At 67.5% G+C, this 17,443-nt stretch carries 19 protein-coding genes and 1 pseudogene; 16 read left to right on the top strand and 4 right to left on the bottom strand.

Annotation, left to right across the window (positions count from 1 at the left end):
* Window positions 1-50: 50 nt before the first annotated feature.
* The 6 genes from AC3RCE_RS23595 (at window position 51) to AC3RCE_RS23620 (ending at window position 6,378) form a co-directional block, all read left to right on the top strand.
* Entirely contained in the window at window positions 51-488 is a 438-nt protein-coding gene (locus AC3RCE_RS23595; RefSeq protein ID WP_492254081.1) for a GspH/FimT family pseudopilin, read from the top strand.
* A complete protein-coding gene (pilV, locus tag AC3RCE_RS23600) occupies window positions 485-1,027 on the top strand; it encodes a type IV pilus modification protein PilV (RefSeq protein WP_369643808.1) in 543 nt (180 codons plus the stop codon). Before AC3RCE_RS23595 ends, pilV begins: the two co-directional genes overlap by 4 nt.
* Window positions 1,028-1,034: 7 nt before the next feature.
* A complete protein-coding gene (locus tag AC3RCE_RS23605; protein ID WP_492254082.1) occupies window positions 1,035-2,135 on the top strand; it encodes a PilW family protein in 1,101 nt (366 codons plus the stop codon).
* Window positions 2,132-2,710, top strand: a complete 579-nt coding sequence (locus AC3RCE_RS23610; RefSeq protein ID WP_218341217.1) for a pilus assembly PilX family protein — start codon at window positions 2,132-2,134, stop codon at window positions 2,708-2,710. Before AC3RCE_RS23605 ends, AC3RCE_RS23610 begins: the two co-directional genes overlap by 4 nt.
* Before the next feature lie 16 nt (window positions 2,711-2,726).
* The gene (locus AC3RCE_RS23615) at window positions 2,727-5,732 is read left to right on the top strand and encodes a pilus assembly protein (RefSeq protein ID WP_369643594.1); all 3,006 of its coding nucleotides are present in this window, start codon (window positions 2,727-2,729) and stop codon (window positions 5,730-5,732) included.
* A 262-nt stretch (window positions 5,733-5,994) separates the two neighbouring features.
* Entirely contained in the window at window positions 5,995-6,378 is a 384-nt protein-coding gene (locus tag AC3RCE_RS23620; RefSeq protein ID WP_218341215.1) for a hypothetical protein, read from the top strand.
* A gap of 74 nt (window positions 6,379-6,452) precedes the next feature.
* Here the strand turns inward: AC3RCE_RS23620 and rpe are convergent, their stop codons facing one another.
* Window positions 6,453-7,133, bottom strand: a complete 681-nt coding sequence (gene rpe, locus AC3RCE_RS23625; protein ID WP_218341214.1) for a ribulose-phosphate 3-epimerase — start codon at window positions 7,131-7,133, stop codon at window positions 6,453-6,455.
* A 147-nt stretch (window positions 7,134-7,280) separates the two neighbouring features.
* Here rpe and apaG point away from each other — a divergent pair, with 147 nt between their 5' ends.
* The 4 genes from apaG to AC3RCE_RS23645 all read left to right on the top strand — a co-directional run bounded on the left by apaG (window position 7,281) and on the right by AC3RCE_RS23645 (window position 12,226).
* Window positions 7,281-7,688 carry a Co2+/Mg2+ efflux protein ApaG gene (gene apaG, locus AC3RCE_RS23630; RefSeq protein WP_218296781.1) on the top strand — a complete coding sequence of 136 codons (408 nt, stop codon included), beginning with the start codon at window positions 7,281-7,283 and terminating at the stop codon, window positions 7,686-7,688.
* Window positions 7,685-9,682: a site-specific recombinase gene (locus tag AC3RCE_RS23635; RefSeq protein ID WP_218296780.1), complete on the top strand. Its 1,998-nt coding sequence runs from the start codon at window positions 7,685-7,687 to the stop codon at window positions 9,680-9,682. Before apaG ends, AC3RCE_RS23635 begins: the two co-directional genes overlap by 4 nt.
* Before the next feature lie 166 nt (window positions 9,683-9,848).
* Entirely contained in the window at window positions 9,849-11,105 is a 1,257-nt protein-coding gene (locus AC3RCE_RS23640; RefSeq protein ID WP_218296779.1) for a cation:proton antiporter, read from the top strand.
* The gene (locus AC3RCE_RS23645; protein WP_218296778.1) at window positions 11,102-12,226 is read left to right on the top strand and encodes a YbdK family carboxylate-amine ligase; all 1,125 of its coding nucleotides are present in this window, start codon (window positions 11,102-11,104) and stop codon (window positions 12,224-12,226) included. The genes AC3RCE_RS23640 and AC3RCE_RS23645 overlap by 4 nt, the downstream gene beginning before the upstream one ends.
* Window positions 12,227-12,244: 18 nt before the next feature.
* Here AC3RCE_RS23645 and AC3RCE_RS23650 read toward each other — a convergent pair whose 3' ends face one another.
* Together AC3RCE_RS23650 and AC3RCE_RS23655 are read right to left on the bottom strand one after the other, a co-directional pair.
* Window positions 12,245-12,562, bottom strand: coding sequence for a tautomerase family protein (locus AC3RCE_RS23650; RefSeq protein WP_492254083.1), 318 nt, complete (start codon window positions 12,560-12,562; stop codon window positions 12,245-12,247).
* A 63-nt stretch (window positions 12,563-12,625) separates the two neighbouring features.
* A complete protein-coding gene (locus AC3RCE_RS23655; protein ID WP_492254084.1) occupies window positions 12,626-12,853 on the bottom strand; it encodes a hypothetical protein in 228 nt (75 codons plus the stop codon).
* Between the two features lie 153 nt (window positions 12,854-13,006).
* Between AC3RCE_RS23655 and AC3RCE_RS23660 the strand changes: the two are divergent.
* The 6 genes and pseudogenes from AC3RCE_RS23660 to AC3RCE_RS23685 form a co-directional block, all read left to right on the top strand.
* Window positions 13,007-13,114 (top strand): annotated as a pseudogene (locus AC3RCE_RS23660) (LysR family transcriptional regulator); the annotation flags it as partial.
* Between the two features lie 136 nt (window positions 13,115-13,250).
* Window positions 13,251-13,559: a LysR substrate-binding domain-containing protein gene (locus AC3RCE_RS23665; RefSeq protein ID WP_492254085.1), complete on the top strand. Its 309-nt coding sequence runs from the start codon at window positions 13,251-13,253 to the stop codon at window positions 13,557-13,559.
* 109 nt (window positions 13,560-13,668) lie between these two features.
* Window positions 13,669-14,652 (top strand): thiamine-phosphate kinase, encoded by a 984-nt coding sequence (gene thiL / locus AC3RCE_RS23670; protein WP_492254086.1) that lies wholly within the window; start codon window positions 13,669-13,671, stop codon window positions 14,650-14,652.
* A 126-nt stretch (window positions 14,653-14,778) separates the two neighbouring features.
* Complete coding sequence (locus tag AC3RCE_RS23675; protein WP_492254087.1) at window positions 14,779-14,982, top strand: YgaP family membrane protein; 204 nt, start codon at window positions 14,779-14,781, stop codon at window positions 14,980-14,982.
* Window positions 14,983-15,117: 135 nt separating this feature from the next.
* On the top strand, window positions 15,118-15,669 hold the full coding sequence (locus AC3RCE_RS23680) for an RNA polymerase sigma factor (RefSeq protein WP_218341209.1): 552 nt from the start codon (window positions 15,118-15,120) through the stop codon (window positions 15,667-15,669).
* A gap of 95 nt (window positions 15,670-15,764) precedes the next feature.
* The gene (locus AC3RCE_RS23685) at window positions 15,765-16,118 is read left to right on the top strand and encodes a hypothetical protein (RefSeq protein WP_218296772.1); all 354 of its coding nucleotides are present in this window, start codon (window positions 15,765-15,767) and stop codon (window positions 16,116-16,118) included.
* Between the two features lie 120 nt (window positions 16,119-16,238).
* Here the strand turns inward: AC3RCE_RS23685 and AC3RCE_RS23690 are convergent, their stop codons facing one another.
* Window positions 16,239-17,417, bottom strand: coding sequence for an Acg family FMN-binding oxidoreductase (locus AC3RCE_RS23690; RefSeq protein WP_218296771.1), 1,179 nt, complete (start codon window positions 17,415-17,417; stop codon window positions 16,239-16,241).
* Window positions 17,418-17,443 lie beyond the last annotated feature (26 nt).

A 17,443-nucleotide genomic window follows, 5' to 3' on the forward strand; every position in this document is an offset into this window, starting at 1 on the left:
TGCATACCCTCAGACACCGCCCGGCCGCCGGGTTCACGCTCATTGAGCTGATGGTCACCGTAGCCCTGCTGGCGGTGGTGGTGTCCTTGGCGGCCCCTTCCTTTCGCAACTTGCTGGAAATGCAGCGCATGCGTGCCGCGGCCTTCGACCTCATGGCGGACCTGACACTGGCCCGCAACGAAGCCCTCAAGCGCGGCCAGCTTGCCACCCCGGTCACGCTTCGCCCCACTTCAGGCGATGCCTCCCACTGGGAGTCCGGCTGGAGCGTGATGGTGGGCACAGAGGTCGTGAGCCGCAAAAACCCCGTCGGCAACGGCGTGACTTTCACCGGACCAGCGCTTGTCACATTCGATCGCAACGGTCGCGTCTCCAGTTCCACCACCGTGGCCCGTTTCGCCCTGATGAACAGCGATGCCAATCGCAGCCGCTGCATTTCACTCGATCCCTCGGGTCGCCCCAAGAGCGCCACCACCGCTTGCCCGCCATGAAGTCCTCTTCCTCTCCCCAGCAAGGTGTCGCGTTGATCGAGGCGCTGATTGCCATGCTGATCGTTGCATTTGGCGTACTGGGTTTTGTTGGCCTGCAGGCCCGCACCACCGTGGCCAATCTCGAGGGATATCAGCGATCACAGGCACTCATCCTGGTCAATGACATGGCCGAGCGCATGAAATTGAACCGTGGTGATGCGGTGGCCTATGTAGGCAGCAGCATCGGCACGGCGGCGCCAGGCGATTGCACCAATGCGGCCCTCACGACCGCGCAGCGGGATATGTGTGAATGGGCCACGACCATCCAAGGGGCAGGGGAGGTGCAGGGCGGCACCAAGGTGGGCGCCATGCTGAACGCACGCGGCTGCATCACCAATCCGGCAACCAACCAGTACTTGATCTCCGTGGCATGGCAAGGCCTGCAGCCCAGCGGGGCTCCCGCAAACGCCTGTGGCCAGAACGCGTACAGCAGCGAGGACACCCGCCGCGTCGTTTCCGTCGTGATGCAGGTGGCCCAGCTCACGGATCCCGCACCCTGAACCGCCCATGAAACCTACATTCGCAGCCTCGCACACGCCGTCTGCACGCCTGCGCCAGCGCCAGCGCGGATTTTCGCTCGTGGAGCTGATGGTGGGCCTTGCCATCGGCCTGGTGCTGGTCGCGGGGCTGGCTCTGCTGTTTGCCAACAGCAGCCAGTCGGGGAACGAACTCGAAAAAAGCATCCGGCAGATTGAAAACGGCCGCTATGCGGAGGAGCTGCTGCACGACGATCTCGCCCTTGCGGGCTTCTACGGCGAGGTGCCGGCGGACTTCCTGGGCTATACCACCCCCGACGTCTGCGCGACTGCGCTGCCCGACCTGGGCTGGGACAAAACCGTTCCATCAGACTCCAAGGTACCGCTGCCCCTCATGGGCCTGACAGCGGCACAGGCTCAAGCCTTGCCGGCGACATGCATCACAAACCACAAGGCTGGAACCATCGCGTTTGCAATCCATCGGCTGGGGGCGGATCTCGTGGCGCATGCAGCCAAGGTTGCCAATGCGCCCTACGTGCAGACATCCCGATGTGTCACCGATCCTGTGGCCGACCCCTTCCTCGTGTCCGCAACCTCGGGGGATTTCACCCTCAGGAACTTGCAGTGCAATGGCATCAACCCGGTCCGGCAATACGTTTCCCGCATCTACTACATCGCCGACTGCAACGAGTGCGGTAGCGACACGACGCCCACACTCAAGATGGCGGAGCTGCGTGGGACCCAGATGGTGACCGTGCCGCTGGCCGAGGGGATCGAGAATCTCGTCCTCGAGTATGGTTTCGACACCACCGATCCCGCCGATGCGGACCCCGCAACCGACGCCAGCAAAGGCGGCCCTGATGTGTTTCGCCCCGGGCTGAGCGGGGTCGTGGGCGCCCGCGACAACGACTGGGCCAACGTCGTTGCCGTGCGTCTTCATCTGCTCTCCAGGACCACGGAAAAGTCTCCGGGCTACAGCGACAGCGGCAAGACCTATGTCATGGGCCCCTCCAGCATCTCCGGAGACGGCAGCGGCTTCAAGCGCCGCGTGTACACCACCACGGTGCGCCTTACCAACGTGGCAGGTCTGCGCGAGGTTTCTCCCCCCGCCACGCCAGCGTCATCACCATGAACACCCATACCACCCAGCGTGGCGCCACCTTGGTGGTCGCCCTGATCTTCCTGGTGCTGATGAGCCTGTTTGCCATCAGCGCGTTCAACAGTTCGTCCGGAAATTTGCGCATCATCGGCAATACGCAGGCGCGCCAGGAAGGGCTTTCCGCGGCACAGCTGGCGGTGGAGAAAACCATCAGCGCGTCCACCTTCCATACCAACCCCGACGGGGTGGCTGCCTCGCCGGTTCTGGTCGACATGGATGGCAACGGGACAACGGACTACTCCGCGGTGCTTTCGCCAAGACCCCAGTGCACGCGCGCCAAACCCATCCTTGCCGGCGACCTTCCCCCGGCGCCGAAGACGCCAACCACCATCGATGTCTACGCGCCCTGCCGTGCCGCTCCCAAGCAGGGGGGAACGTTCGTGGACCTGGAAACACCGATCGCCGGCGCAGACCCTGAAAGCTGCGCCAACAGCGAGTGGAATGTCAGGGCGCAAGTCAGCGATCCACAGACTCAAACCAAGGTCGCCGTCAACCAGGGCGTCGCCGTCGTGGTCTTCGGCAACGAAGTATCCAGTTTCTGCAAGTAGCCACAGGAGTTTCACCATGCAAGGCTTCACAACCCGTCAACTGCGCCGGTGGACCGTCCTGGCGATGGGGCTGGCAGCCACCCTGCCCTGCCTCGCTCAGTACACCAGCGACATCGATATCTACAGCGGCACATCCACCTCGGATCCCCCCAACGTACTCATCCTGCTGGACAACACGGCCAACTGGAACAATGCGTTTACCAACGAAATTGCCGCCATGGTGAGCACCATCAATGCCTTGCCGGCTGGCAAGTTTCGCGTAGGCCTGATGCTGTTCACGGAAACCGGCAACCCCAACAACAACGTCGATGGCGGCTATCTGCGCGCGGCCATCAGGCCATTGGACGCTGCCTACAAGACCACGTTCACCAACATGCTCGGCAGCCTGGACAAGCTGGGGGACAAATCCAATGGCGGGAAGGCCGGCAAGACGATGGCCGAGGCCTACTACTACTTCACGGGTGCTGCGCCCAACTCTGGGAACAACAAGGTCAAGGCGGACTACGCAGGCAATGCTTCAGGCACGGCATTTTCCAATGCCATCTACGCACAGCCCAACAATGCCCTGCCGTCTTTCGCGGGATCCCCCTATCGCAGCCCGCTCGTTGACGCCTGCGCGCGCAACTACATCATCTACATCAGCAACGGCGCAGCGCAAGACAACAACAGCGACAACACCGATGCATCCACCCGCCTGTCTGCAGCCTACGCAGCAGCCGGCCTTGCCCGTCCAGCCGATATCACGGACCTGTCGCCGAACGGTTCACAAAGCAATTTTGCCGATGAGTGGGCGCGCTTCATGAAGAAGTCGCCCAGCAACATCACAACCTACACCATGGATGTGGACCGTGTCACGACCGGCCAGGGCCCGGGATGGAGCGCCTTGCTTGGAAGCATGGCGGTCAACAGCGGTGGGGAATACTTCGCCGTCAGCTCCGCGGGTACTGATATCGCTGAGAAGCTGGTATCCATATTCAACCAGCTCCAGGCGAGTGACAGCGTGTTTTCGTCCGCCAGCCTGCCCGTCAGCGTGAATGCCCGAGGCACCTACCAGAACCAGGTGTTCATGGGCATGTTCCGACCTGACCCTGACTCTCGTCCCCGCTGGCGCGGCAACCTCAAGCAGTACCAGTTCGGATACGACGTGCCCACGGACACCCTCTTCCTGGCGGGGGCGGATGGAAAGGCGGCGGTCAGCGGTGCGTCCGGCTTCATCTCGCCCACAGCGATTTCCTTCTGGACATCACCCAGCACTTTCTGGGCCAAGGATCCCATGGGCACGCCTCCCAGCGCATCGGACTCACCGGATGGAGAGGTTGTCGAAAAAGGCGGCGTCGCACAACTGATCCGGAGCGCCTATGCCACCAACCAGGCTACACGGAACCTGTATACCTGTATCGGATGTGCCACAGGAACCAACCTTGCAACCAGCACTTCCGCCCGGTTCAGCACTTCCAACTCGTCACTCACTTCCACACTGGACACCAGCACCATCAACTGGGTGCGTGGCACCAACAACGCGGCGGAAGTGGGCCCCACCACCACGCCGGCAACGACGATCCGACCGAGCGTGCACGGCGATATCCTGCATTCACGTCCAGCCGTTGTGAACTATGGAGGGAATACGGGTGTCGTGGTGTTCTATGGCTCGAACGACGGCATGCTGCGAGCCATCAACGGCAACCAGAGCGGCAATGATGCAGGCGCGGAACTCTGGGGATTCATCCCGCAAGAGCATTTCGGCAAGCTCCAACGGCTGCACGACAACACGCCGGATATCCGCTTGTCCACGACGCTCGTGATTGACGAGACCTCCGCCAGCAAGCCCCAGCCCCGCGACTACTTCGTTGATGGGCCGATCAGCGTCTATCAAAAAGTGAACGCGGACGGCTCCAATGCCAAGGTGTACCTGTATGTGGGCATGCGTCGTGGCGGACGCTTCATCTATGCGCTGGACGTCACGGACCCAACACAACCGAAGTTCCTCTGGAGAAAATCCAATACCGACACGGACTCTCGCTTGAGCGTGCTGGGGCAGACGTGGTCCGAACCCAGAGTGGCAAAGATCAAGGGGCATGCCGACCCCGTGCTGGTGATGGGCGGGGGCTACGATGCCGCTGCGGAAGACGCGGCCACACCTGGTAGCACCACGATGGGCAATGCGGTCTACGTGCTCGACGCATTCACGGGATCGGTTCTCAAGAGGTTTGACACCGCGCGCAGCGTCCCCGCGGACGTCACCCTTGTCGACTCAGACTATGACGGCTACACCGACCGCGCCTACGCGGTGGACACCGGTGGCAACATCTACCGCATCGATCTGGAGACCCCCTCCTCCTCGGCCGTCTCGGATTGGGGCATCTACAAGCTGGCGGCGCTGGCAGGAACGGACACCCGAAAGTTCTTCTACGCGCCTGACGTGGTACCGACAAAAACATTTACCGCTGTGCAAGTGGGATCTGGCGACCGGGAAAAGCCCTTGAAGGGCACAACAGCCGGCACCGACCGCTTTTTCACCGTGTTTGATGACCGGACCGCCAAGGGTACGGCGACATCCTTCACCCCGATCTTGCCGGGCTCTCTCGGTTTGTCCGGCAGCACCACCGACAACATGACCAATGGCTGCTACTTTCCCATGACGGCGGGCGAAAAGGTGGTGAATGCGGCGACGACCTTCCGTGGCCAGACTTACTTCGGCACCAACAAGCCGACACCGCCGGGCAATACATGCTCAGCCAACCTGGGAGAGGCACGCACCTACGCTGCGCCGCTCTTTTGCCGAGCTCCGGCAAGCCAGAAGCTCAATGGCGGCGGCCTGCCCCCCAGCCCCGTGGCGGGATTCGTGACCATCACCTACACCCAGACCAACGCAGATGGCACAACGTCGGAAGTGACCAAGCAGAAGGAATTCGTGATCGGGGCACCGAATCCCAAGGAATCAGGGATTGAAGCAGGGAAATCCACGGCCACCTTGGGCATTCCTCGCAAGCGCCGCTTCTGGTACCAAGAGAACGCACGTTGAGCCACGGTGTCCCAGGCCAAAAAGGCTGACATGAAGTCGGCCTTTTTTTTGTTTGGCGCCGTGCCCATCCGCCGGGCGCGCCAAGGCATTCGCGCGGACACGTGAACGCTCCGCACGAACGAAGCGGCAGCATGCTCCATGAAAGAAGGAAGGCGCGAGGGCGCACGGAGGCGGGAGGCGGTGTCTGACAGGGTCGCAAGGCGCCCGGGGCTACGCTGAAGCCAGCCCGTTTGTGATTACCGAGATTGCCAGGAGCCCTTACATGACCCGCACCGCTTTTTTTGCCCCCGTCCTCACGGCGACCCTGTTCGCAGCCTGCGCAGGCGCCCTCGCCCAGACGCCGCCCCCGGATGCCCGTGCGCGCTACGAGCAGGAGCGCGAGAAGTGCATGACCAACAACACCCAGGACAGCCTCGCGACCTGCCTGCGCGAGGCGAACAACGCGCTGGACGCGTCCCGCAAGGGGCAGCTGAGCAACCCGGGCGCCGCCGCCACGGACAACGCCACGCAGCGCTGCGCGGCGTTCCCGACGGCGGCGGAGCAGACGGAATGCGTGCGCCGCATCCAGAACAGCCCGGCCAGCGGCTCGGTGCCCGGTGGCGGGGTGCTGCGTGAATCCACCACGACCACCGTCGTGCCGCAATAGGCAGTGGCAGCCCCGTATTGGTAATCGTGCCGCGGCAGGCCGCAGCGGCGCGGCCTGGCCAGCCGCCGTGGACGTCAGGCCAGCTGCACGCGCATGGCGTCGATCACGCCCTGGTAGTCTGGCTTGCCGAAGATGGCGCTGCCCGCCACGAACGTATCGGCGCCCGCATCCGCCACACGGCGGATGTTGTCCGTCTTGATGCCGCCGTCCACCTCGAGGCGGATGTCCTTGCCCGTGGCATCGATGCGGCGGCGCACCTCCTCGATCTTGCGCAGCGCCGAGTCGATGAAGCTCTGGCCACCAAACCCTGGGTTCACGCTCATGATGAGGATCAGATCGATGTCGTCGATCACCCAGTCGAGCACATCCAGCGGTGCGGCCGGGTTGAACACCAGGCCGGGCTTCACGCCCTTGGCGCGGATGGCCTGGATGCTGCGGTGCACATGGGCCGAAGCGTCCGGATGGAAGCTGATGTAGTCGGCCCCGGCGTCGGCGAACGCGGCGGCCAACGCATCCACGGGCTCGATCATCAGGTGCACGTCCACCGGAACGGGCACGCCGGCGGCGGTCCGGGCATGCGGCTTGAGTGCCTGGCAGACCATGGGGCCGAAGGTCAGGTTGGGCACGTAATGGTTGTCCATCACGTCGAAGTGAATCCAGTCCGCGCCAGCGGCGATGACATTGCGCACCTCTTCACCCAGGCGGGCGAAGTCGGCGGAGAGGATGGAGGGGGCGATGCGGAAAGAACGGCTCATGGGGGCAATTGTCGCAGTTCAGCGGTTCCACAGGGCAAGCCTCGCCTATTGCGCTGCGTGCACGCGACGTGCCTCCGCCCGGGCGCCGCCGCGCACTCAGGCCCCGGGCACGCGGGGTTTCTGCACCATTGGCTTACCATTCGCCCCATGCCAAAGTACCAGTTCGCCGTGGAGGTGCGCCCCGAATACCTGCCCGAGCAGTCCGCCCCGGACACCGGCGTGTTCAGCTTCGCCTACACGATCACCATCACCAATGCGGGGGAAGCGCCAGCACAGCTGATTTCGCGCCACTGGATCATCAGCGATTCCCGCGGCCACACCGAGGAGGTCAAGGGCCTGGGCGTGGTGGGCCACCAGCCGCTGCTCAAGCCCGGTGAATCGTTTCAGTACACCAGCGGATGCCGGCTGCGCACCGCCAGCGGCACCATGCACGGGACGTTCCACTGCGTGGCGGAGGACGGGGAGCCTTTCAACACGCCCGTGCCGCTCTTCGTGCTGGAAGCGATCAACCACGGCCCGTCGGGTGAGCCGCTGAGCGGTCGGGTGCTGCATTGAAGCGTGGCAAGACCACCCCGGACCTGGCCAGCCTGCTGTCGGCGCTGGATCCGGCAGCCGACCTCGCGCACCGCCACCTGTGGCTCATCCACCTGCTGGACTGGGTGCGGGGCGAGCGCGACTCCGTGGCCTCCGCCGTGGGCCGCGTGCAGCTCTTCCTGGATGCGGTGCAGGCACGGCCCGACATCCAGCTGCGGCTTCAGGCGTGGTGGGCCACGCTGGTCGACCAGGTGGACATCACCACCCTGCTGGCGGATTTCGGCTTCGCGCCCCGCACCGCGCTGGTCAGCGAGCTGGCCGAACGCCTGCGCACCAAGCTGCTGCCGGGCAGCCCTGAAACCATCGACGCGTCCGAGCTGTTCATGCTGGCCCTGCCCGGGGAGTTCGACGCGCAGTGGCTGTCGGCCCTGGAAGAAGCCCAGCTCACCCGCCTTGTGGCGCTGCTGGCGCCCCCCAGCACCGAAGGCAACCCGGGCCCCTCGCGCTGGCAACGGGCCCTGCTGGATGCCATCACCTACTGCGCCGGACAGATTCTCTCCACGGGCTTCGCACCCGAGCTGCGCCTGCGCATGAGCGAATCCGCCCGCGAAGCCCAGCCCTTTCATGCCCTGATCCGCGACGTGGAAAGCCTGCGCGTGGAGGTGCTGCATGCGCTGCGCACTCCAGACCGGCTCAACGAGGCCGCGCAGCGCCTGCGCGAGCGGCTGGAGGCCTGCCGCGCCGCGGCCGCCACGGTCTACACCCATTTCGAGGACAACGGCATCTCCGTGGGCCTGGTCTTCCGCCTGCGGCAACTGCGCGAGCGCATCCTGCGCGTGCGCGAGCTGCTGGACTGCCTGCTGTCGCCCAAGCCGTCCGTCACCGCCGCCCGGCTCATGGCACGCCTGGTGATGGTGGGCCAGGAACGGCGCAGCCTGCGCGCCCTGCTGGCGTCCAACTCCTCGCTGCTGGCGGCCAAGGTGGTCGAGCGCAGCGCGGAAACCGGCGAACACTACATCACGCGCACCGCGGCCGAGTACCGGGCCATGGTCCGCAAGGCGGCAGGGGGCGGCGCGGTCATGGCCTTCACCACGCTGGCCAAGTTCGGCCTCTATGCACTGGCGCTGTCCGCCTTCTGGGGCGGCTTCTGGGCGGGCGTGAACTACGCCGTCACGTTCGTGCTGATCCAGCTGCTGCACCTGACCGTGGCGACCAAGCAGCCCGCGATGACGGCGCCCGCCATGGCCGCAAAGCTCAAGGAGCTGGGCGCCAGCGACGCCATCGAGTCGTTCGTGGACGAGATCACGCACCTGGTGCGCTCCCAGGTGGCCGCCGTGCTGGGCAATGTGTTCGTGGTGTTCCCGGCGGTGCTCGGGCTGGCCATGCTGATCGCGCTGGCCACCGGCAGCCCGGCCATCAGCGAGCGCGAGGCAGCGCACGTGTTCGAGTCCCTGCACCTGCTGGGCCCGTCGCTGCTCTTCGCGGCATTCACCGGGGTGCTGCTGTTCGCCTCCAGCATCATCGCGGGCTGGACCGAGAACTGGTTCGTGCTCAACCGCCTGGACTCGGCCATGCACTACAACCCGCGCATCACCCGCATGCTGGGCACGGAGCGGGCCGCCCGCTGGGCGCGTTTCCTGCGCGAGAACCTCTCGGGCTTCGCGGCCAACATCTCGCTGGGCTTCATGCTGGGGCTCGTCCCGGCCTTTGCAGGGTTTTTCGGACTGGCCCTGGATGTGCGCCATGTCACACTGTCCACAGGCCAGGTGGGCGCGGCCAGCGCCGCGCTGGGCCTGGGAGTGCTGCACATGCCCGCCTTCTGGTGGGCCGTAGCGTCGCTTCCCTTGCTGGGCGCGCTGAATGTCACCGTCAGTTTCTACCTGGCCTTCAGCCTCGCGCTGCGCGCGCAGAACGTGAGCGGCGTGGACCGGTCGCGCATCTACGCGGCGATCCGCGCGCGCATGCGTTCGGCGCCCCTGAGTTTTTTCATGCCCGAACGCCGCACCGCGCCCTGAGGCGCAGCGGCGGGTGGAACCAAGCGCCGCCCCTGTCCTACAGAGACGTTTTGTTTCCGCCTGTAAATTCAGGCCACGCCAGGCGCACCCCTTCCCCCGCGGAGGCGGTGTGCGCCCGCTCCTTCACACCGACGGGCCAGCCCGTCTGACGCAGAGGTCCCGAAACATGAATGAAATCCTGAGCTTCTGGGCGCAATGGCTGCGCCCCTCGGCCGGGTTGCCCACGGTGCAATGGTCGCTGCTGCTCGCGGTGGCGGCCATGGTGGGCTATCTCACGCAGCGCCACACCGGCCTGCCCAAGGTGCTGGGCTACTCGCTGGTGGGCACCGCCGCCGGGCTCGCAGGCTTCAGCGGCGCCGTGTGGCCGCTGCAGGGTATCGGCCTGTTCCTGCTGGAGCTGGGGATCGCCCTGGTGCTCTTTGAATGCGGTGGCCGCATCCCGCTGCGCTGGTTCCGCCACAACCCCATGGTGCTGGTGCAGAGCATTGCTGAATCCGTGCTGACCTACTTTGCCGTGTACTGGGTGCTGGTGTGGCTGAACCTGCCCCCGCAGGTGGCCGGCCCGCTGGCGCTGGTGGCCCTGGCGGCATCGCCCGCCGTGCTCACGCGCGTGGTGGCGGACACCCGCGCGGCCGGCCCGGTGACGGAGCGCGCCATCGTGCTTACCACCCTGTCCACCCTGTATGCGCTGACGCTGGGCAGCGCGAAGGCCGAGCTGATCAACCGCCAGAGCCTCACCGTGGTGGAAACCGTGTACCCGGTGATCGTGGTGCTGGGCGTTTCCATCGTGGTGGCGGCCGTGCTGGCGCTGGTCTTGCGCATGGCGCTGCGCTTCATGAGCCCCACGAGCGAGAACACCTCGATGCTGTTCCTCGCGCTGGTGGCGGCGGGCACCGCCGTGGCGGCGCACATGGGCGGTTCGGCGCCGCTGGCGGCGCTGCTGGGCGGCATGCTGCTCAAGCAGCTCAACCCGCGCCCCTGGGCATGGCCGCGCCAGCTGGGCAATGCGTCCTCGCTGCTGACCATGCTGATGTTCGTGCTGGTGTCCACCGTGGCCGCGCAGGCGGACTGGAGCGCGCCGGTGGCGGGCGTCGTGCTGGCACTGATCGCCGTGCGCCTGCTGGCCAAGGCCACGGGTGTCGCCTTGGGCAACGTGGGCAGCGGCGCCAGCTGGAAGCAGGCCCTGTGGGTGGGCTGCGCCATGACGCCGATGTCGTCCATCGCGCTGCTGATTGCCTCGCAGTTCGTGCTCGCCTCGCCCTCCACGGGCCATGTGATCGCCGGCGTGGCGCTGCCCGCCATCCTGCTCATGGAAGTGCTGGGCGCCGTGATCGCCACCGTGGCCATCTACCGCGCGGGCGAGAGCTCTAAACCCTGGGCGCCACTGACGACCCGTGGCCACAACGGAGACACCCCATCGTGAGTCTTGAAGCCTTCAACCATTCCGAACCGCTGACGCTGGGCGTCGAGCTGGAGCTGCAGCTCGTCAACACCAACGACTACGACCTGGCCCCCTATGCCGAGGACATGCTGCGCCTCATGAAGAAAACCCCGCTGCCCGGCAGCGTGGTGCCCGAGATGACGAACAGCATGATCGAGATCTCCACGGGCATCTGCCATTCCAGCAGCGAGGTGCTGGGCCAGCTCACGCCCATCCGCGACGCGCTGGTCAAGAGCGCCGACAAGCTCAACATCGCCGTGGTGGGCGGCGGCACGCACCCGTTCCAGCAATGGCACGAGCGGCGCATCTACGACAAGCCACGCTTTCGCGAGCTGTCGGAGCTGTACGGCTACCTGTCCAAGCAGTTCACCATCTTCGGCCAGCACGTGCACATCGGCTGCCCCGACGCGAACGCCGCGCTGCTCATGCTGCACCGCATGTCGCGCTACATCCCGCACTTCATCGCGCTGTCGGCATCGAGCCCCTACGTGCAGGGACAGGACACGGCGTTCGACTCGGCGCGCCTGAACTCGGTGTTCGCGTTTCCGCTCTCGGGCCGCGCCCCGCTGGCGCTCACGTGGGAGGACTTCACCGCCTACTTCGACAAGATGACGCGCACCGGCGTGGTCAAGAGCATGAAGGACTTCTACTGGGACATCCGCCCCAAGCCCGAGTTCGGCACCATCGAGATCCGCGTGTTCGACACCCCGCTCACCATCGAGCGCGCCGCCGCGCTGGCGGGCTACGTGCAGTCGCTGGGCGCCTGGTTCCTGGCCGAGCAGCCCTTCATGCCCACCGAGGACGACTACCTGGTCTACACCTACAACCGCTTCCAGGCCTGCCGCTTCGGCATGGACGCGGTGTACGTGGACCCGGCCACGGGCGACCACATGCCGCTGCGCGAGCACATCCTCAAGACCATGGACAAGATCGCCGGCCACGCCGCCGTGCAAGGCGCATCGAGCGCCATGCACATGCTGCGCACCGAGGTCGAAGCGGGCCAGAACGATGCGCGCTGGCTGCGCGAGCGCCAGCGCGAGGAGCAACTGCTGGCCGAGGTCAGCCGCCAGGCGGCGCAGCGCTTTCGCGGCGCCACGGCCTGATCCTGCGCGGCCCCGCCGTCACGCCGGCAGCACCGCCAGCTGGCGCGAGCGCTGCGTGCGCCCGCCATGGCCCCAGTCGCTGGCGGGCAGCTCCCGCACAACCACGTAGCTGGCGGGGGCCAGCACGCCGTCCCCGGCCAGCTGGCGCTGCAGCTCCGCGAACGCCGCCTGGATGAAGGCGGCCTTCTCTTCCTGCGTGTTCGTGCCCTGCGTGATGCTGATCTCCAGCAACGCCGTGGGCTGTTCGGCAGGTGCGCCGCCGATGTGCCAGCGCGCGGCGGGCAGGTCGTCGATGACCACCGCCGTCACCTCGCGGCGCTTGCTCAGCAGGTCCACCGTGAGGTCCGTCAGCGCAGGCCAGTTGCCGGTAGCGTTCGGGGTTTTGCAGCGGGGCCAGTTTCAGAACGAGGGTTGGCATGGTGTTGTCTTCCTTTCTTGCGGGGTGGGAGCAGCAGGGGATGGCGTGTTCAGCCCGGCGCTGCGCAAAACCCAAAGGCCCGCGCGCACCAGAGTGCGCGCCAGCCAGGCGTGGGCGTCACGAAGGGCCTTCTGGCGCAGCCGCAGCGCGTCGCGCCGGGCGCAATCGCGCAGCCTCTGGTACTCAGCGGGGTGCATGGGCTGGTGCATGGCGGTTCCTTTCGAGGGCTGTTTTGCAGGGCTTGAAGCCACTGTAGGCAGCCCCGGGCGCGGCGGAAACGGCGCACGGCGCAAGACCGTTTTGCGCGGATTGCAAGGCCCCGCCGTTACCATCGCCCCATGCGCGAGATCCGCTTTGAAGACATGCACCTGTTCGTGCGCGTGGCCGACCTGGGCTCGCTCTCGGCGGTGGCGCGCGAGCGCGGCGCGCCGGTGAGCCAGGTCTCGCGCACCCTGTCGCGCATCGAGCAAGCCTGCGGCGCGCGGCTGCTGCACCGCTCCACGCATGGCCTCGCGCCCACACCCGAGGGACTGACCTTCCTGGACTACTGCCGCCGCATCACGGGCACGCTCGACGAGCTGGAAGGCGAATTCGCCCACCAGAGCGGTGGCTTTCCTGAACCATTGGCCCTTCCTCGTCGATGGAGAACCCCGCGTGCTGGTGGCCGAGGGCCACTGGCGCTCGGGCAGCACCGCCATCACGGCGCGCATGGCGCTGCAGGGCCTGGGCATTGCGCGTCTGGCCACGGTGGTGGCCGAGCCCCTCGTGCGCCAGGGCCTGCTGGCGCCCGTGCTCGCCGACTGCGTGAACCTGCAGCCCAGCCCGATCCATGCCATCACCCTCACCCGCAGGCACCGGCTGCCCAAGATCCAGGCCTGCATCGACCACTGGGCGCGGTGGTTTGACCCGCGCTAGCGCACCACCATGCCACGCTCTTTTTTGCTGCCGCACATGTTTTCTGATTTTTGGCCCTCCCCGGCCCACCATCCACACCGCACACACCCCATGACCACAAGGCCCTGCCATGGGTGAGTTCGACCTGATCGCCCGCTACTTCACCCGCCCCGCGCGCCCCGGCGGCGCCGTGGCCCTGGGCGTGGGAGACGACTGCGCGCTGCTGGCGCCTGCGCCCGGCATGCAGCTGGCCATCTCCAGCGACATGCTGGTGGAGGGCCGCCACTTCTTTGCGGACGTGGACCCCGAGGCCCTGGGCCACAAGGCGCTGGCCGTGAACCTGTCGGACCTGGCGGCCTGTGGCGCGCGCCCGCTGGCGTTCACCCTCGCCCTGTCGTTGCCCCGGGTGGACGAGGCCTGGCTCGCGGGCTTCTCGCGCGGGCTGCTGGCGCTGGCCGACGCCCACGGCTGTGCGCTGGTGGGCGGCGACACCACGCAGGGCCCGCTCAATATCTGCATCACGGTATTTGGCGAGGTCCCCCCGGGCCAGGCCCTGCTGCGCAGCGGCGCACGGGCCGGCGACGACATCTATGTCAGCGGCACGCTGGGCGACGCCCGCCTGGCGCTGGAAGCCCTGCTGGGCCACGCCCCCCTGCCCGCCGGCGTGCTGGCCCGCGCGCGCCAGCGGCTGGAGCGCCCCACCCCGCGCGTGGCCCTGGGCCTGGCCCTGCGCGGGGTGGCCAGCAGCGCCATGGATGTGAGCGACGGGCTGCTGGGCGACCTGTCGCACATCCTCAAGGCCTCGGGCGTCGGGGCCCGCATCGACACGCACATTACTTCAAAAATGATAGCTTTCAGCGCTTACTCATCAAGCGCCGGCGGCCAATTTGGCTTGGAATTGATCCACCAATGCACGCTGGCAGGCGGCGACGACTATGAGCTGGCCTTCACCGCCCCGCCCGCACAGCGTGACGCCGTGGCCGCCGCGTCGCAGGCCAGCGGCACGCCCGTCACCCGCATCGGCACCGTGCGGGCCGAGCCCGGACTGCAGCTGCTGGACGCGCAGGGCCAGCCCATGGACAACCGCTATGCCTCGTTCGACCATTTCCGGTGACGGGCCCCGGCGGCCGGCGGCCACTTTTTTTCGCGGACCATGAATCCTTTGGCGAAACCAGCGGCTCTTGGTGGGGGAGGCGCCCTGTGCTGGCATCTCCTTCAACCGACCAAGGAACCAATTCCCATGCTGTACCGCAAGAACATCACCCGCCCCGAAAGCCTGCTGCGCGTTGTGGGGGGCGTCGCCCTCATCGCTGCGGGGCTGTGGTGGCTGGCCGCACCCCCCTTGGGCCTGGCGCTGGCCGCCGCGGGCGTCGGCAGCATCCTGAGCGGCGCGTTGGGCTACTGCCCCGCCTGTGCCATGGTGGGCCGCAGGCCCGTGGAATGACATGAGACATTCCCCCCTCGAGTCGCTTCGTGCCTTCACCCCCCGCTCTCACGCTGCGCGCGGGCAGGGAGGCGCAGCCAGCGCGCCGGTCTCATGGGCTGCGGGTGGCGCAATGCACCGTGGAGAACTGAGAAGATGAGCCCCACCCAACCACTACCCACGCTCGCCCAGCTGCTGCCCGCAGCGCGCAGCGGCGACGCCGTGGCGATGGAGCAGCTGCTGCGCCTGACCCGCCCCGACATCCGCCGCTATGCGCTGCGCCACTGCGCGGCCACCACGGCCACCGACGACGTGGTGCAGGAGGCGCTCATCATCGTCTACCGCCGGGTGGGCGCGCTGCGCGAGGTGGCGGCGTTTGGCGGCTGGGTGGTGCGCATCGTGCAGCGGCTGTGCATGCGGCCCATGCTCGCGTGGCTCAAGGCCGAGCCCCTGGCGCAGGTGGAGGACACGCTGGCATGGTCGCACCGGCCCGACCACGAACTGCGCCACGACCTGGCCCTGGCCATCGACTCGCTGCCCCCCCTCTACCGCGACGCGCTGCTCCTGCGCGACTTCGAGGAGCTGACCATCGAGGAGATGGCCCAGCGCCTGGGCGTGACGCGCGAAGCGGCCAAGAGCCGCCTGCACCGCGCGCGGGCCCTGGTGCGGGAGTACCTTTCAGCGCCCGCCGGCACCCCGGGGCCTTGAGGCCAGGCGCCAAAGCGGCCGCGCTGCGCAATAGTTCACGCGGCGCCCTGCGGGCTTTTGCAACGCCAGGCCCGCAGCGTGCAACATCACGCTCCATGGCCTACACCTACCTGTTCTTTCAACCCGCCCGGCTGCCGCTGCGCACGGAGGACCTCTCGCCCGACACCGTGCTGGTGCTGCGCGACATCGAGCACATCAAGGCATCGCTCGCCCAGGTGCTGCCGGGGCTGGAATGGGCCCTGCCCACCTGGGGCCATGCCACGGTGCTGGGCCACGGGGTGGAGTTCCACCTTCCCGAGAACGTCTCCGAAGGCCCGCTGGCCATGCATTGCTCGCTGCGCACCGACTACACCGCGTGGGTGCAGGCGCTGTGCGACACGCTGGGCTGGCTGGCCTTCGACGAAACGCCCATGTGCCTGCAGCCCCACGGGCCGCCCTTTCCCGCTTGACGCGCCGCGCGCGAAGCCCCGGTTCGACGCCGCCGCCCGGCGGGAACGGGAAGCCGCCCCGGCCCTCCAGCCAACCAGCCAGCCGGCAAACGGGCCTTCCTTGCGCGGCGACCGCCCCGCTCAAGCGCGCACGAACTGCGCCAGCGGCCGGCGCGGCGTGGCGGGCACCTCGCCCTGCGGGTAGCCGATGCGGCAGAACATCTGCACCGTGGCATCGTCCGCGCTGCGCGGCGCGGGCCGCCCCAGCACCAGCTGGTGCACGCGCTCGTAGTGCGGCGCCATCTCGGCGAACTCCTGCAGCGCCTGGCTCATGGGGTGCATGCCCACGCCCAGCGCCGTGGCCCGCAGCTGCAGGCGCGCATAGGCCCGACCTGCCTGGACCTGGTCAGCGCGCGTGTTGCCGCCCGCGATCCACACAAAACCCATGGCCGTGCGGCTGTGGCCTTCGAAGCGGCCCATCGCGCTCTTGTAGGCCGCGCTGCCTTCGGCGGGCGGCGCCGTGCGGTCGAACATGCCCAGCGCCGCCACCGCCCGCACGAAGGGCGAGTTCAGGGAGATGCCGTCGCGGTGGCGCAGGATTTCGGAGGGGCCCACGCGCGTGAGGTGGATGCTCTCCATCATCGTGCGCGGGGTGAGCAGCTCGACCTGTGCGGATTCCCAGCACAGCGCGCGCAGCGGCCCCAGGCGGGCATCGTCCACCGTTCCCCCGGCCTGCAGCGGCGCCCCGGGGCGCTGGCTGGCCAGCAGCGCGGCCAGCACCTCGGGCGCCACGGGGCGGGCCGTGTCGAAGTCGCTCTTGGGCGTGCGGCGCTGCAGCACCTGCGCAAACAGCGGATCGGGCTGGCCCGCGGGCTGGAGGGTGACACGCGCCACGGGCCGGTCGTCCCAGGCGGTCAGCGCCTCGGGCAGCGGGCCCTGCGGCCACAGCTGCACCTCGCTGCCCGCGCCTTGCTGCGCCAATGCCAGCACCAGCAGCTCCAGGAACGCCCCGTGGCCGATCAGGATCTGTCGGCCCAGCGGGTCGGTGTGCGGCAGCACACGCTCGCGGTCGGTGCGCAGGGTGATCACGCCGTCCTCGCGCAGGTCCACCACCCAGGGCTGCAGGTTGTGCGGGTTCGGCGCGGTGATGGCGTAGGCCACGGCGCGGCGGCGCACCTCGGTCTCGCCCACGGGGCCCTGCCAGGCCTCGACCGCCTCGGCGGGGTAGTGCGGGCCGGCCACGCCACACGCGGCCAGCGTGCCCGTGGCGGCGGCGATGGTGCCACCACCGGCCAATCGAATGAAGTTGCGGCGATGCATGGAGACGCTCCTTGGAGGGGTGAGAA

The sequence above is a fragment of the Acidovorax sp. GW823-FHT05D11 genome, assembly GCF_058795695.1.